Below are 16,370 nucleotides of genomic sequence, written 5' to 3' on the forward strand. Positions count from 1 at the left end.
TAACAGGTCCTCTTCCCTTAATTCTTATTATCTCTTCATTTAAATGCTCTGGTGGATTAAACTCTCCATACATCTTTTGAATGTCTGCCATAATTCTGCCTAAATGCTCTACATTTGCTGATATTGAAAATTTATAATAAGGTTCTAAAAGTTTATTTTCTCCTCCTTCAAGCCCCTGTCTTAAAGCTCTTTTAGTAGCTTCTCTAAAGTCTCCTCCAGAAGTATGTTTATTATGAGCTCTTCCAGTTAAAAGAGTTATTTTCATATCTGTTATAGGACTTCCTGTTAATATTCCCTTATGCTCCCGTTCAAATATATGTGTCTTAATAAGATTTTGATTTCCTGTAGTTAAGCAGTCTGCATGACATTTATTAAAGAAAAGTATTCCGCTCCCTCTCTCGCCTTCTTCAAGCTTTAAATGAACTTCACTATAATGCCCTAAAGGCTCAAAATGTCCATATCCTACTGTTTCTCCTTTTATAGTTTCCTTATACATTATTTGAGGTGCACCAAAAGTAACTTTAATATTAAACCTCTCGCTTAATATTTCTTCTAACACCTCAAGCTGAATTTTTCCCATTATATTTATAGATAGCTCTTCTATATCTTCTTTCCATACAACATTTAAGCTATTATCTTCACTTTCTAATATTTTAAATATTCTAAGGATTTCACTTTTACTTATTTTTTTATCATATATAACCTTAACCATAAGGGCTGGTGTTGTATTCAATTTTAACTTTTCATCAAATCCTATTGAATCTCCTGCTTTAAGCTCATTTATTCCTACAATCCCTACAATATCCCCAGCTTCAATCTTATCTACAAGCTTATATTTTATCCCATTATATTCTCTAATTTCATTTATCTTTTCTTTCTTTTTTTCTCCATTTACCATAAATTCAATTTCTTCTTTTGTTTTAATTTTTCCACTAATACCTTTTATAAAAGTTATTCTTTTTCCTTTTTCATCATATCTTATTTTAAATACTCTTCCCTTAAAATTATCTTCTTCTCCTTCTTCTACATAAGTTAATTTATGAAAGCTTTCAAAGAACTCCACTATTCCAATATCTAAAAGTGCTGAGCCTTTAAATACTGGAAATAATTTTTCTTCTTTTATAAAATTCTTTAACTTCTCTATCCAAAGCTCTTTAGAATACTCACCTTCTAAATATTTTTCTAAAAGGACTCCATCTTTCTCTGCAATTGTTTCTATTTGCTCTTCATCTAAACTTTCAAAACTTAAATCTGTAAAAATTATATCCTTACTTAATTTAACTTTTATCTCTTCTAATGCTTCAGAAATATCTGCTGAAACTCTGTCAATTTTATTTATAAATATAAAGGTTGGAACATTATACTTTCTAAGTAAATTCCATATAGTTTCAGTATGTCCCTGTACTCCTTCTGCTGCACTTATTATAAGTATTCCATAATCTAATACACTTAAGCTTCTCTCCATCTCTGGTGAAAAATCTACATGTCCTGGAGTATCTATTAAAAAATATTTATCCTCTTCATAATTTAAAATAGCAACATCTGAAAATATTGTTATTCCACGTTCTTTTTCTATATTATGACTATCTAAAAATGTATCCTTATGGTCAACTCTTCCTTTCTCTCTAATTACTTTGTTGTTATATAATAAACTTTCTGAAAAAGTAGTTTTTCCACCATCAACATGAGCAAAGACACCTATAGTTTTCTTCATTCAATCTCCTCCTTTTAAATCTTTTAAGCCTATTATACTCTAAAAACTCTTTTTATTTACACTTAAAATTTAAAAGGCTACAAATCATTTATTTGACTTGTAGCCTATAATCTAATACTTTTCTATTTTAGGAATTGAACTTATTAAAAGCTTTGTATATTCATTTTGAGGATTATTATAGACTTCACTTGTATTTCCAATCTCAACTAATTTACCTTTATTCATCACTGCAATTCTATCACTTATATACTTAACCATAGACAAATCATGTGCTATAAAAAGACAAGTTAATCCTTCTTCTTTTTTAAGCTTTTTAAAAAGATTTACAATTTGAGCTTGCATAGATACATCAAGTGATGCTATAGGTTCATCTGCTATTATAAATTTAGGATCCATAGTAAGAGCTCTTGCAATAGAGATTCTTTGTCTTTGTCCTCCTGAATATTCATATGGATAAGATTCTAAATAAGTTTCGTCTAATCCAACTTTATAAATCACTTCTTTTATCTTTTCTTCTATTTCCTTTTTATTTTTCTTTCCTTGTATTTTTAAAGGTTCTCCTATTATATCTTTTATCTTCATTCTTGAATTCAAAGAAGACGTAGTATCTTGAAATATAATTTGCATTGTTTCTGCTATAATTTTTCTTTCTTCTCTACTGCTTCTCTTTTTTCCAATAGGTTTTCCTAAATACACTATATCTCCAGTTCCTTCTCTATTTATTCCAATAATAGCTCTTCCAAGTGTGCTTTTCCCTGAACCTGATTCTCCAACAACACTCAGTATTTCCCCTTCATTAACTTCTAAGCTTACATCATCAACAGCCTTTATCCATTCCTTTTTTCCAAGCTTAAAATATCTTTTTAAGTTTCTAACTTCTAATATTTTCTTCATTATAAAGCTTCTCCCTCTATAAACTCTAAACACCCCTTATTCTTTTCATAGAAGGCTTCCCATGAATAAACAATATGTGTATCTGATAACCTAACTAAAGGTGGCTCTTTTAAAAAATCTATTTTAAGAGCATTTTTATTTCTTTCTGCAAAAGGGTCTCCTATAGGTGGATTTAAAAGGTTTGGTGGAGTTCCTCCTATAGTCTCTAAATACTCCATTCCCTCATTTAAACTTGGTAATGATTTTAAAAGTCCCTTTGTATACGGATGAGTTGGATTTTTAAAAATTTCTTCCACACGTCCCATCTCTAATATTTTGCCTGCATACATTATTATTACTTTATCTGCAACACTAGAAACTACACCTAAATCATGGCTTACTAAAATAACTGATGAATCATGGTCTCTTTTTATATGAACTAAAAGCTCTAAAATTTGCTTTTGTATAGTTACATCTAACGCTGTTGTTGGTTCATCTGCAATAACTATATCAGGCTTACAGCTAACAGAGATTGCAATAACAATCCTTTGTCTCATTCCACCTGATAACTCATGTGGATATTGATTAAATCTTTCTCTCGCTCTATCAATTCCAACAAGCTCCATTAAAGTTATAGCTTCCTCTTTAGCCTCTTCCTTACTCATCTTAGTATGAATAAGCAAACCTTCAACAATTTGGTTTCCAATACTTATAGTTGGATTTAAAGAAGTCATAGGATTTTGAAATATCATAGATACATCCTTTCCTCTAAACTTCTCAGCTTCCTTTTCATTTAAGCTATCTATTCTTCTATTTTCTAAATTAATTTCACCAGACTTTATAGTTGCTCCCTTAGGAAGTATATTCATAATGCTCCTACAAAGAATAGACTTTCCGCATCCAGACTCACCAACAATAGCAAGAAGTTCATTTCTTTCTAAAGAAAAAGAAACATCACGAACAGCTTGAACAATTCCATTCTGACCCTCAATATTGACAACTAAATTCTTAACATCTAACATTAAAACACCTCTGTTTAATTAAGAATTAAGAGTTAAGAATTAAGAATTAATGTGTGCCTGCGATAAAATTTATCGCAGATAAATTTTGAGCCTCCCAAAGGAATCGCTTGCGATTCCCCCTTAATTCTCAATTTTTAATTTTAAATTTTAAATTTTAAATTCCCACTCAACTCTTACCTCTTCCCTATTACCTCTTAACTAAAAACCTTACCGCGATAAAATTTGTCGCCAGACAAATTTTGAGTCCCCCAAAAGAATCGCTTGCGATTCCCCCCAATTCTAAATTCTAAATTTTAAATTTTTAATTCCCACTCAACTCTTCCCTATTACCTCTTAACTAAAAACCTTACCGCGATAAAATTTGTCGCCAGACAAATTTTGAGTCCCCCCAAAGGAATCGCTTGCGATTCCCCCTAATTCTTAATTTTTAATTTTTCATTCTAAATTCTAATTAATCTTCCATTCCTCTACATTCCATAGCAGTCCTGCTCCATGATGTCCAAGTGGTGTAGTTTCTGAAATTCCTTCAATGTTTTTGTCTGCTACAAATATTGCATCTATATATGCCATAAATGTATATGGTGTATCTTTAGCCATTTCTACTTGGAATTTATCGTATAATTCTTTTCTCTTAGCTGGATCTTCTATACTTCTTGCTTCTTTTAAAAGTTTATCAACTTCTTTGTTTGAATATCCACTAAAGTTTGAGTTTTTATCTGTTCCAAATACTTTGTAAGTGTGATCATCTGGATCAAATGGACTTCCCCATCCTATTAAATAAGTGTCTTGATTCTTCCAATCTACTTTTGCATTTATTTGTACTTTTGCATTTACTCCGATTTCTTTAAAGTTTTGTGCTGCAATGTTTGCCATATCTATTCTAACTTGGTCTCCTTGCCCACAAACAATTTCAAATTCTAATTTCTTTCCATCTTTTTCATAAACTTTATCTGAACCTAATTTCCATCCAAGCTTTTCTATTTCAGCTTTTGCTTTTTCTTTATTATATTCAAGTTTGTCCATTTTTTCATTATTATATGGTCCTCTTTGAATTGGTGAATATGCAATTTCTCCTTTTCCTAAAAGAACACTATCTAATATCCCTTGTCTATCAATAGCATAGCTAAGTGCTTGTGGTAATTCCTTATTATCTTTAAAGAATCCTCCATTAAAATTATAAAGAATTCCTCTGTAATCTGCTGTTACTATTTCTTTTACACTAAATTCATCTTTATCTTTAAACACTTCAATATCTTTAGGTGTTACTTGTGCTAAATCCACCTCTCCTGATTGAAGTTGCATAACTTTTGCTTTTGAATCTGGTACTATTTTAAATACTACTTTTTCTATATTAGGATCTACTTTGTAGTATTCTTTATTTTCTACTAAAGTAATACTTTGTCCTGTGTCCCATTTTTCTAATTTATATGGTCCTGTTCCTATTGGTTTTTTATTAAACTCATGCTCTGCAATGTTTTGACCTTTTAATATGTGCTCAGGTATAATACCTACAGTTAAATAGTCTAAGATTGCTACATTTGGCTCACTTAATACAAATTCTATATTGTACTCATCTATAACCTTAACTTCTTTTATTTCTTCATAATTTGAAAGTATCTCTGAATTATTTTTTGGGTCTTTTATAACATCATAAGTGAATTTTACATCATTTGCTGTAAATTTTTCACCATCATGCCATTTTATATTTTCTCTTAACTTAAACTTATAAGTTAAAGTTTTTTCATTCCATGTCCAACTTTCTGCAAGTCCTGGAATTACTTTATTGTCTTTATCTCTATCAGTTAACCCATCAAATATTAATGTATTTATCTCACCATGTTCATATAATACTGGATTGATATTTGTATAATCTCCACTTGCATAAACAAGAGTATTTGAAACTGCTGGCTTTGCAGCTCCCTCTTCTTTTTTATCAGCACCACAACCAGCCATAATTCCAGCCATGATACCTACGCTCATTACTAAAGCTATAATTTTTTTACTTTTCATTCCCTATATCCCCTTTATAAATTATTTCCTTTTTTATTGTTTATTTTTCTAATGTAATTACCTAAGTTTGTAATTGATAACAAAGTTAATACTAAAAATAATCCTGGTATAACTATAATCCACCATGAATTTGTAAGAAGTGCACCATCTGCTAATGAAAGCATAGTTCCCCAAGATAAAATATCAGCTGATAATCCTATCCCTAAAAAACTTAATGTAGATTCAGTACCAATTGCTGTTCCTACACTAGTAACTATCATATACATAATTGCAGGTATAAAGTTAGGTAATAGATGTCTTCTTAATATATAAAAGAAACCTCCTCCCATAACTCTTGCACAAACAATATATTCGCTTTCTCGTATTCTTCTTACCTCAGTTCTGACCATTTTAGCTATACTCATCCAGCTAGTTGTCCCAATAACTATTGCTATGGATGTTGCATTATTTTTCCCAAGTATTCCTTGAATAAACATAATTATTAAAATCCCTGGAATACTCAATAATATTTCTGAAAATCTCATCATAAGATCATCTAAATATTCGTTTGCTATACCACTTATACTTCCATATAAAATCCCAATAAAGCTTGATATAGCTGTAGCTAGTATTCCTATATAAAGTGATATCCTTCCACCATTCCATATACTTGAAAAAATATCTCGTCCCATAGTATCTGTTCCAAATAAAAATTTACCGTTTGGTGCTACATTTACGCTATCTAAATAAATATAAAATGGATCATCAAAAGATATTAAATCTGCAAATATACATCCTAAAAATATTATTCCTAATATTCCAAGTGATATAATTGGAAAACCTTTTATACTCTTTTTCTTTTTAACTATTTTTACATTCTGCTCTTTTCTTAAATCCCCTGATACTCTTGTAAAGTCATTTATATTAAACTGCATAATCTATATTCTTTTTATGCTTCATTCTAGGGTCCAATTTAAAACTTATAAACTGTCCTACCATATTTGCAATAATAACTAATGCACCTGTTATTAAGCAAAGAATTAAAAGCATATTATAATCATGATATTGTGCACTTTCTAATGAAAGACTTCCAATCCCAGGGTATGAAAATACTTTTTCAACAACATAAGTTCCACCTATAATATGAGGTACAGAAATTGCCATAATGCTAACTATAGCTGGCATTACATTTCTTATACAATGTTTATAAAGAATTATATTTTTGCGGACTCCCTTTGCCTTGCATAACAAAACATAATCCTCTCTAATTTCCTCTAAAACCTTATTTCTTATAATATAGGTGTAATACCATAAATGACTTATTATAAGAACAGTTACAGGTAAGATTAAATGAACTATTCTATTCATTAAATCTCCTTCCATTCCTATATCATAAGCTCCACTTGTAGGTAAAATTCTCAGGTTAACACCTAAGAAAAGAATTAAAACTAAAGAAACCCAAAAGGAGGGTATACTATTAGTTATATTTCCTATAAAGCAAATAACTTTATCAATAAATTTATCCTCATGTAATGCTGAAAAAACTCCTAAGAAAATTGCTATTAAAAATGTTAATACATAGGCTATTATGCCTAAAATAAGAGTATTACCAATAACCCCTTTAATTACTTCCATTGCATCTTGCTTGTACTTAAAAGATATCCCAAAATTACCTTCCATTGCATTTCCAAGCCATTTTACATATTGGATGTGAATCGGATCATTTAGCCCTAGATTTTCCTTTGCATTTTCTCTTTCGTATTCACTCATTCTTTCTACTGTCTCACCATAATAAGACCTTAATGGGTCTCCTGGGGCAAGTCTTGCCATATAAAAGACAATTATAGATAACAGAAAAAGTGTCAAAATAAATTGGCCAAATTTCTTAACAAATAAAATCTCTTATCACCTTCTTTTATTCATTCTTTGATATCAACACTTTTAATATTTATTCTTTTTTTTATCTTTTATTACTAAATAAATAAAAAAAATGATGAAGCTTTTATGCCTCATCATTTTTACAATTAGTTTTTCCCATTTATAATTATTTCATCATCTTTTATATCAACAACTGCTGTCATACCAAAGCCAATCTCACCTTTTATAATTTTCTTAGCTAAGATATTTTCAATTGTGTTTTGAATATATCTTTTAAGTGGTCTAGCTCCATAAACTGGATCATAGCCTTCTTTTGCTAAAACTTTTTTAGCTTCTTCAGTTATTTCTAATTTAATATTTCTTTCTACTAATCTATTACTTACTTCTTTAATAAAGATATCTATGATTCTTTCAATTCCTTCTTCATTTAATGGTTTAAACATTATAATATCATCAACTCTGTTTAAGAATTCTGGTTTAAATCTCATTTTCATTTCATCCATAACTCTAGTTCTAATATCTTCACTTACACCATCTTTAGTTTCATTTTCTAAAAGATGTGCTGAACCAATGTTTGAAGTCATAATGATTATAGTATTTTTAAAATCTACAGTTTTCCCTTTATTATCAGTAAGCCTTCCATCATCTAAGATTTGAAGGAACATATTAAATACATCAGGGTGTGCTTTTTCTATTTCATCAAATAATACTACTGAATAAGGATTTCTTCTAACAGCTTCTGTAAGCTGCCCTCCTTCTTCATATCCTACATATCCTGGAGGTGGTCCTACAAGTCTTGATACAGATTGTTTCTCCATATATTCTGACATATCAACTCTAATCATATTTTCTTCTGTATCAAATAAAGTTCTAGCTAAAGTTTTAGCAAGCTCTGTTTTACCTACTCCTGTTGGTCCTAAGAAGATAAATGAACCAATTGGCTTATTTTCATCTTTAAGCCCTGCTCTTGCTCTAAGAATAGCACTTGATACTGATTGTATGGCTTCTTCTTGTCCTATAACTCTTTCTTCTAGCTCTTTATCTAATTTTAATAATTTTTCTCTTTCACCTTCTAAAAGTTTTGAAGTTGGAATTCCAGTCCATCTTGATAAAACCTCTGAAATTTCTTCTTCAGTAACCTCTTCTTTTAATAATGAACCTTCTGAGTTTTCAGCAAGCTTCGCTTCTTTCTCTTTCATTTCTTCTTCTAATTTTGGAATTAAGCTATATTGAATTTCTGCAACTTTATTGTAATCATAAGCTCTTTTATATTCTTCTAACTGACCTTTTGCATCGTCAATCTTTTCTTTTAAATTTCTTACTTCAATAATTGCAGATTTTTCTTTTTCATATTTAGCAGTTAACTCATCATTTTTTTCTTTATGTTCTGCTAATTGTTTTTCAATTGAAACTAATCTTTTCTTAGAATTTTCATCACTTTCTTTAGTTAATGCTTCTCTTTCAGCTTCTAATTGGAATACTCTTCTTCTTACCATGTCAAGCTCTGTTGGAAGAGAATCTATTTCTGATCTTATCATTGCACCAGCTTCATCAATTAAGTCAATTGCTTTATCTGGTAAATATCTATCTTGAATATATCTATCTGATAATTTAACAGCAGCTACAATTGCTTGGTCATGAATTCTAATACCATGATGAATTTCAAATCTTTCTTTTAATCCTCTTAAAATTGATATTGCATCATCAACTGATGGTTCATCAACAATAACAGGTTGGAATCTTCTCTCTAATGCTTTATCTTTTTCAATATATTGTCTATATTCATCAAAAGTAGTTGCACCAATACAGTGTAGTTCTCCTCTTGCAAGTAATGGCTTAATTAAGTTACCTGCATCCATAGCTCCTTCTGTTTTACCAGCTCCTACTATAGTATGAATTTCATCAATGAAAAGAATTAATTTACCTTCACTGCTTTGAACTTCTTTTAATACTGCTTTTAACCTTTCTTCAAACTCACCTCTATATTTAGCTCCTGCAATTAATGAACCCATATCAAGTGAGAATATAGTTTTATCTTTTAATCCCTCTGGAACATCTCCATTAACTATTCTTTGAGCTAATCCTTCTACAAGTGCTGTTTTACCTACACCAGGTTCACCAATTAATACTGGATTATTTTTAGTTCTTCTTGAAAGAATTCTTATAGCCCTTCTTATTTCTTCATCTCTTCCTATAACAGGATCTAATTTATGATTTTTAACTAAATCATTTAAGTTTGTACCATATTTGCCTAAAGCATCATAAGTTCCTTCTGGGTCTTGAGTATCTACTCTTTGACTTCCACGAACTTCTTTTAATACATCCATAAATCTACTTTCTGTAATTCCTGCATTTCTTAAAATATTTCCTACTTGCCCATTTTTATCAACTTCCATAATAGAGAGCATTAAATGCTCAACACTTATATATGAATCTTCAAACTTTTTAGAAATATCCTCTGATTTTATTAATACTTCATTTAACTTATTACTTATATAAACGCTAGTTTCTCCACTAACCTTTGGTCCATTTTGGATTTCTCTATTTACTGTATCTACAAGACCTTTAACCCCAATTCCCATTTTAGTGAAAATGTTTGGAATTAAACCATCGTTTTGTTCTAATAATGCCCCTAAAAGATGAATTGTATCAATTTGAGGACTTTTATTTCTCATTGCTATACCATTTGCCTCATTTAAAGCTTGTTGTACTCTTAATGTCATTTTTTCTACATTCATTTTATTCACCTCGTATTTATTTCTTATCTTGTATTTATCATAACTCTAAGGTCAAAGAAAGTCAAAGAAAATTTTCAATCTAATTTTGTTAAATTTTGTGATTTTGGGATATAAAACTTTAATTTTCTTCAATTTGCTTCTTTTTTCTCATTATTAGACTTTCCTTTTTCTTAATTTTTATAACCACTATTTCAAAAATATTTTAGATCAAAAAAGCTAGAAGTAACCTAATCTTCTAGCTTTTTTCTATTCTTCACTTTTAAATTTTTCTCTATAAGATAATATACTGCTTAAGAATATAGTTATACATATAACGCTTGTTATTGATATAATTATTGACAGCATCCTTGCAAGCTCTGTTAATGGAACAATATCTCCATATCCTATAGTTGTAAATGTTATTATTGTATAATAAAACAAACTAAAGTTTCCATTTGCATTATTAAATCCAACTCCACCTATAGTACTTACAGCACAAACTGCTAAATAAAGACTTAATACTATCATTACTAATATCAATACTGATACTATCATCATCCTAGAAAACTCTAAACTTTCCTCATCTTTCTTTTTTATAGTTCTTGGATTAATAAGAATGCTAAATATAAGCTTCATATTTAAAAAATAACTTAGTCCCATTCCTATAAGAACAATATATCCAACCTTTTCAAATTCTATAGGAAACATAATTAAAACTGCCATATATGTACTTATTAGAAAATAGCTTAATAAAAAATCAATTCTAAAATCTTTATTTTCACTACTTTTTATAAAACTATTTATTCTTTCACTAAATAAAAGTACATATCCTATAACATAGAAAATTAAAATACAACTTACTATTGTTATTATTACCTTTAAAATTAGTTCTATTACTCCATTACTTTTAACTTGTAAATTAGAATATACCCCTGATGTTATACTTGCAAATGTAAAAAATTCTGCAAATAAAATCAATATTCCTACTATAATGTTTTTCACAATCTTTCCACTCGTAAAGATTTTATAATATGTTTTATTTATATTTTTTACAATTTTAATTATTTTTTCTATAATTCTATTATTCTTCTTTAAATTTCTTTTTATAATTATACCAACTGCAATAATTGTAGTTATTAAAATTAAAAAATAACCCATTTTTCCTCCTTTAAGTTTTAATTATCCTTTTATTTATAATAAAACAAAAAAACTTGCCGTGGCAAGTTCTTCTTAAATATTATTTTGTTCCTGAGCTTCATTAGAAAAATCATAATCAGAATATTTTAAATTTATCTCATTTATTTTTTCTAACATATCTATCCAATATTCTTTTTTCATTACTTCTTTTTCTCTAGCTTCCCCTTCTAATCCTTTTAATTTATTTTCATCATATTCTTTAAATATTTCATTTATCTCTTTTAAAAAGTTTTTTATTTTATTTATATCTTCTTTTTCTTTTTTTGTTAATTTATATTCTCTCCTATTATCTAACATTATTTTAGCTAACATATTGTTTAAATATTCTTCTATTCTATAGAATACATCACCTTGTACTACATTATTCATATCAATTTTTTTCCCTTGTACAACTGGTTTCTCTTCAAAAAATCCATAATCAGCCCAAAGGTTTATCACGCTATTTGATATTACACCGAAGTCATTGTAAACGTATAGAATTTCAACCCCTTCATACTTATCTTTTTCCAATATTATATTTATGATTTCTTCACTACTCTTTGATTTTTCTTTTACTTTTCTTAAATCTGTATATGTGTCTTTTAATGCCTTCTCTTTATATATCTTCTTATTTATACTTAAATAAACATTCATTCCTAAGCTTACTAACAAGACACTAACCACTATCTTAAAATAATTTACACTTCTCATTTACCCAATCCCCCATATAGTAATTTTATCATATAGCCTCTTCTTTTTCTATTATTTTATGAATTTTTCGTTAAAAATAGAAGGATAAATTCATATTTCGAATTTATCCTTCTCTTCTATCTGGCATCATTTCTCTATACATTTGAATACCAGTTGATCGATCTATTTTTTCTTTTTTAATATTATTTAATCTTTTTACCATATATGGTCCATCTTTAAGAGAAAGTTCTTCCTCTTTTCCAGTTAAAACCCATATTATATTTTTCTTATTCCACTTTACTGATAATTCTTTTTCACCTTCACCGTCTGTAAAATAAACTATTGGTCTATTGGTTAGTTTATTTTTCTTCAAATACTGGAATACTGGTGAGAAAGCTGTTGAACCTAATGAGTCAAATCTATCCTGAAGTTCATTTATAGAGTTTATATTATATACTCTTCTAACTTCATTATCACATTCTATAATCTTAACCTTTGCACGTCTTGACTCTGCAATTTGAATTACTTCAATTATAATTTTCCTAAATTCATCCTTGCTAACACTTCCACTAATATCAATAGCTACAATTATTTCAGGTATTTTATCTCTAAGTCTTCCTCTTAAATCCAGCCTCTCTCTTTGTCTTCTATCTAATCTAGTTGTAGTTTTTTTATAGCCTCTTTCTATAGATGGAATAAGCTTCTTTAAGATGCTTTGCCATGGAACTTCTGCCTCACCTTTATCCTTCATGTATTCTCTAATACTTTCTGGAACTTGTGATGTATCTACTCCATTTACAGTCTTACTCTTTATACTCTCTTCTAATTCCTTTGATACCTCTAGACTCTCCCATATATCATGAGTCGTCCCTATATCAAATCTTCTTTCCTCATTATCACTTTCCACATTCTTTTTTTCTTCTTTTTTCCTTCTCTTTATCTGTCTATCTATTTCCTTTGCATAATATTCAACAGGCATATCTTCTTTAAGCTCAATGTTATACTGTTTTTGTACTCTATCTAGTCTCATAGCATCCATTGGTAAATCTTTTATAAATTGATTTATAGATACATCTAATGCTACATTTACAGCCTCTTTTGAAAAAGAATTTCTAAGCTCTTTTTCTCTGCTATAATGAGAAAACATTATATGATATATTTCATGCTTAAATAAAGCTCCCATTTCAGTTAGCGAACATTGAAGAAAAAGATATGGATTAAAAAACATTATATATTCAGTTCCTTTTGGAATAGTTCCTAAAGGACATGTTAAATTAAGATTTATCTTTCTTTTTATTTTTAGCATAAAGCTTCCAAAAAATGAATTTTCACCTTTCATTAGAGAAATTACAACCTCTGATACTAGATCAAAAAACTCTTTTTCAAAGCTTCCATCATATTCCTTAGTTTTATTTATCTCTAAGGCTCTTCTAAAAAGGTATTCTATCTTTTCTTCAAATCTCATAAAATCACTTCCAAATCTTAATAATCATAGATATTAAAGAATGCATTTAAGAATTCATCTGTATCTAAAAGTTCTTCATAAAGTCCATTTTTAAAATCTCTCTTTATTTCCTTCATTATTCCAAGTCTTAGATCTCTTGGATAAAGGTCTAGAATACTTCCTACAACCTTTATTTTTTCACTTCTATCTTCTTCATCTTCTAAATAATTTAATACTTTCTTTATTAAAATATATAACCTTGATGTAGATTCCTCTTTTATCATTTCTTTCATTTCAGAAGTCAACACATCAAACTCAAAAATTTGACTTACTTCTATCATTTGCTTGCTATTTTCTTTTATGAAGTTCATAAAATCTAATGCTATTTCACTTCCAACATTACCTTTTACAATATTCATAAACACGTCTTCTGTGTAAACTCTTTTATTCGCTTTATATATTCTCAATGCTTTTGATACTCTTTCAAAACTTCTTGGACTTGGTTTTATTTCTCCATCTACTGTTTTAGTAGTTAAGTAATCTGGAAATGCTGAAATAAATTGAATTACTAAATCATCAATATTATCATTTTTCATTCCCCATTTTATCCACTCTTTAACATCTGCTTCCATATCTAGCCAAACAAATCTATCCTTTTGTGCTAAATCCATTTCAACAACATCATAACCTTCTCCATTATATCCATCATTACTAAATGGATTTACTGCTGCAATTACCTTTATTTTTTCATCTATAATGAATCCATTAATTTCTCTATTTAAAATAATATTCATTAATTCTTGTTGAACTGCATGCTCACATCTATTAAGTTCATCTATAAATATTATTACATCCTTCTCTTCCTTAGCCATTTCATCTGCTAAAGCTAACTTATTATGAGTTGCATAAACAGTTCTTCCATTCTTTATTGTAGGAAGTCCACCAATCTCTCCTTCCTTTAAAAGGTTAGCGTCAATTGTTATAAGCTTTGCATCATTTTCTTTACTTATCTCTTTAACTAAAGATGTTTTTCCAATTCCACTTTCTCCAACAATGATTGGTACATCTCCTGCACTCATTACTAATTTAATAGCATTTTTTATATCTGAATATTTCATACTTCACCACTCTCTTCTATAAAACACAATCTACAATATATTTTTTAGCATCTCTATTTCCATAAGTTCTTACAAAATCTAATTTGTCCATTTGTAATAACTCTAAATCGATAAAGTCTTGCATATATTTATGAGTCATTTCATTATTTTCTAATTTTTTTCTTAATACTTCTACAACTAAATCTGGGTCTATTGAATCATAAACATATTTTACTACATTTATATTTGCATCTATAAAATCTCCAATTTCATCGTAAGAATAATTTGAAATAAAATTTACTGCTTCTTCATTCTTAGTTATAGCTAAAATCTTACTTTCTTTACTTGGATTTTTTATAAACTTTATAGCTCCCCAGTACTTTTCTATAGCCATAGTTTGAAGCTCTTGCTCTGGATTTTCAATATATTTTATTGCATCATAATCTTTTTCTATTGCTATTTTTTTTATTTCATAGCTAGGATTTTCTACATATTGAATAGCCCATCCTTTTACCGATACGGCTCTTTGGATTATTTTTTCTGTTTTATTTTTTATATATTTTAATGAATTCCAAAGATTAGTTACAGCCATTAATCCTGCTTCTTCACTTAAATCTTTTATATATTCTATTGCTAATGGATTATTTTTAACTGCAATTAATTGAAGCTCTTCAGTTTGATTTTCAATTTCTTTTATTAATAATCCATTCTTTTTTAATTCTTCTATCTTTATTTCTTTTTTATCATTCATAATTTTTCCACCTTTAAATAATATTCATAGTTATTAGATAACTATTATCTAATATTATATTCTTATTTTATCATTTCTGACTATATTACTCAAGTTAAATTCTTTTTCCCTATACTAAAGGGACTACCTAAAAGATAGCCCCCCCTCATTTATTCCTTATATTTATCTATTTCCTTTTTAATTGATATTAATAAGCTATTTAATTCTAATACATCCCCATCATCTATTAGTTTATTAAGTGCTTTTTCATATCTGCTTGCTTCTGGTATTTTTCCCATTGAAATAAGAGTTAAAATACTATTCATTATACTTGATATAATTCCTGATTTAACTTCAAATAACTTTTGTGCATCTTTTATTTCATCTTTTATTTCAAGCATCTCTTCATCTAATATAAACGCTGCATCTGCTGCTGTTTTTAATTTATCTTTTAATTCTGGCGGTATCTGTTGCTTGTATTTATAATTTAATGAATGTTCAATTGTTGCCCAGAAGTTCATTGCAAGTGTTCTTATTTGAAATTCTGCTAATATTTCAACTTGCCCATCAACAAGATTAACAGGATATTTTATTATCATATGATAACTTCTATATCCACTTCCTTTTACATTTCTAACATAATCTTTTTCGTAAAGAATAGTCATATCTTTTCTTGCTCTTAAAAGTTCTATAACTCTATCAATATCATCTACGAATTGACACATAACTCTTATTCCAGATATGTCTTCCATTTCAAATTTAATTCTTTCTACAGGAATTCCAAATTTATTTGCTTTTTCTAATATACTTGAAATTTCCTTTACTCGTCCCGTAACAAATTCAATAGGTGAATATTCATTTTTTTTTCTGTATTCTTTTCTTATACTTCTTAATTTTACTTTTAACTCTTCTACCGCTTGTTCATAGGGCACAAGAAAAGTTTTCCAATCATTTACTGCCATAAAAACCACCTTACTTTTTTTCTACTAATAATTATAACAAAAATTTTAGATTATGTATAAATATTTTTCTTATTTTAT

The 16,370-nt window shown here is 28.4% G+C and carries 13 protein-coding genes; all 13 read right to left on the minus strand.

The window, feature by feature from the left end; genetic code table 11:
* The coding region (locus ACRC28_RS16025) for a GTP-binding protein (protein ID WP_438544448.1) at positions 1-1,714 on the minus strand (1,714 nt) is incomplete at its 3' end.
* A 111-nt stretch (positions 1,715-1,825) separates the two neighbouring features.
* Entirely contained in the window at positions 1,826-2,608 is a 783-nt protein-coding gene (locus ACRC28_RS16030; RefSeq protein WP_438544449.1) for an ATP-binding cassette domain-containing protein, read from the minus strand.
* Positions 2,608-3,609, minus strand: coding sequence for an ABC transporter ATP-binding protein (locus tag ACRC28_RS16035; protein WP_438544450.1), 1,002 nt, complete (start codon positions 3,607-3,609; stop codon positions 2,608-2,610). The genes ACRC28_RS16030 and ACRC28_RS16035 overlap by 1 nt, the downstream gene beginning before the upstream one ends.
* Positions 3,610-4,056: 447 nt before the next feature.
* Complete coding sequence (locus ACRC28_RS16040; protein ID WP_438544451.1) at positions 4,057-5,619, minus strand: ABC transporter substrate-binding protein; 1,563 nt, start codon at positions 5,617-5,619, stop codon at positions 4,057-4,059.
* 14 nt (positions 5,620-5,633) lie between these two features.
* Positions 5,634-6,533, minus strand: a complete 900-nt coding sequence (locus tag ACRC28_RS16045) for an ABC transporter permease (RefSeq protein WP_438544452.1) — start codon at positions 6,531-6,533, stop codon at positions 5,634-5,636.
* A complete protein-coding gene (locus ACRC28_RS16050) occupies positions 6,523-7,497 on the minus strand; it encodes an ABC transporter permease (RefSeq protein WP_438544481.1) in 975 nt (324 codons plus the stop codon). The genes ACRC28_RS16045 and ACRC28_RS16050 overlap by 11 nt, the downstream gene beginning before the upstream one ends.
* 125 nt (positions 7,498-7,622) lie before the next feature.
* Positions 7,623-10,214 carry an ATP-dependent chaperone ClpB gene (gene clpB / locus ACRC28_RS16055; protein ID WP_438544453.1) on the minus strand — a complete coding sequence of 864 codons (2,592 nt, stop codon included), beginning with the start codon at positions 10,212-10,214 and terminating at the stop codon, positions 7,623-7,625.
* 246 nt (positions 10,215-10,460) lie between these two features.
* The gene (locus tag ACRC28_RS16060; RefSeq protein ID WP_438544454.1) at positions 10,461-11,351 is read right to left on the minus strand and encodes an ion channel; all 891 of its coding nucleotides are present in this window, start codon (positions 11,349-11,351) and stop codon (positions 10,461-10,463) included.
* A gap of 72 nt (positions 11,352-11,423) precedes the next feature.
* On the minus strand, positions 11,424-12,080 hold the full coding sequence (locus ACRC28_RS16065; RefSeq protein ID WP_438544455.1) for a hypothetical protein: 657 nt from the start codon (positions 12,078-12,080) through the stop codon (positions 11,424-11,426).
* Positions 12,081-12,183: 103 nt separating this feature from the next.
* Positions 12,184-13,524 (minus strand): vWA domain-containing protein, encoded by a 1,341-nt coding sequence (locus ACRC28_RS16070; protein ID WP_438544456.1) that lies wholly within the window; start codon positions 13,522-13,524, stop codon positions 12,184-12,186.
* A 17-nt stretch (positions 13,525-13,541) separates the two neighbouring features.
* On the minus strand, positions 13,542-14,621 hold the full coding sequence (locus ACRC28_RS16075) for an ATP-binding protein (protein ID WP_438544457.1): 1,080 nt from the start codon (positions 14,619-14,621) through the stop codon (positions 13,542-13,544).
* 16 nt (positions 14,622-14,637) lie between these two features.
* The gene (locus ACRC28_RS16080; RefSeq protein WP_438544458.1) at positions 14,638-15,351 is read right to left on the minus strand and encodes a hypothetical protein; all 714 of its coding nucleotides are present in this window, start codon (positions 15,349-15,351) and stop codon (positions 14,638-14,640) included.
* 149 nt (positions 15,352-15,500) lie between these two features.
* Positions 15,501-16,292, minus strand: coding sequence for a GTP pyrophosphokinase (locus tag ACRC28_RS16085; RefSeq protein ID WP_438544459.1), 792 nt, complete (start codon positions 16,290-16,292; stop codon positions 15,501-15,503).
* Between the last annotated feature and the right edge of the window lie 78 nt (positions 16,293-16,370).

Source organism: Clostridium sp. (assembly GCF_051650885.1).
Lineage (GTDB): Bacteria > Bacillota > Clostridia > Clostridiales > Clostridiaceae > Clostridium.

What these genes read in the sequence shown, in the direction of transcription:
- ACRC28_RS16030 (WP_438544449.1), bottom strand. Translation starts at nt 2,608, where the DNA reads ATGAAGAAAATATTAGAAGTTAGAAACTTAAAAAGATATTTTAAGCTT.
- ACRC28_RS16035 (WP_438544450.1), bottom strand. Translation starts at nt 3,609, where the DNA reads ATGTTAGATGTTAAGAATTTAGTTGTCAATATTGAGGGTCAGAATGGA.
- ACRC28_RS16040 (WP_438544451.1), bottom strand. Translation starts at nt 5,619, where the DNA reads ATGAAAAGTAAAAAAATTATAGCTTTAGTAATGAGCGTAGGTATCATG.
- ACRC28_RS16045 (WP_438544452.1), bottom strand. Translation starts at nt 6,533, where the DNA reads ATGCAGTTTAATATAAATGACTTTACAAGAGTATCAGGGGATTTAAGA.
- clpB (WP_438544453.1), bottom strand. Translation starts at nt 10,214, where the DNA reads ATGAATGTAGAAAAAATGACATTAAGAGTACAACAAGCTTTAAATGAG.
- ACRC28_RS16060 (WP_438544454.1), bottom strand. Translation starts at nt 11,351, where the DNA reads ATGGGTTATTTTTTAATTTTAATAACTACAATTATTGCAGTTGGTATA.
- ACRC28_RS16065 (WP_438544455.1), bottom strand. Translation starts at nt 12,080, where the DNA reads ATGAGAAGTGTAAATTATTTTAAGATAGTGGTTAGTGTCTTGTTAGTA.
- ACRC28_RS16070 (WP_438544456.1), bottom strand. Translation starts at nt 13,524, where the DNA reads ATGAGATTTGAAGAAAAGATAGAATACCTTTTTAGAAGAGCCTTAGAG.
- ACRC28_RS16075 (WP_438544457.1), bottom strand. Translation starts at nt 14,621, where the DNA reads ATGAAATATTCAGATATAAAAAATGCTATTAAATTAGTAATGAGTGCA.
- ACRC28_RS16080 (WP_438544458.1), bottom strand. Translation starts at nt 15,351, where the DNA reads ATGAATGATAAAAAAGAAATAAAGATAGAAGAATTAAAAAAGAATGGA.
- ACRC28_RS16085 (WP_438544459.1), bottom strand. Translation starts at nt 16,292, where the DNA reads ATGGCAGTAAATGATTGGAAAACTTTTCTTGTGCCCTATGAACAAGCG.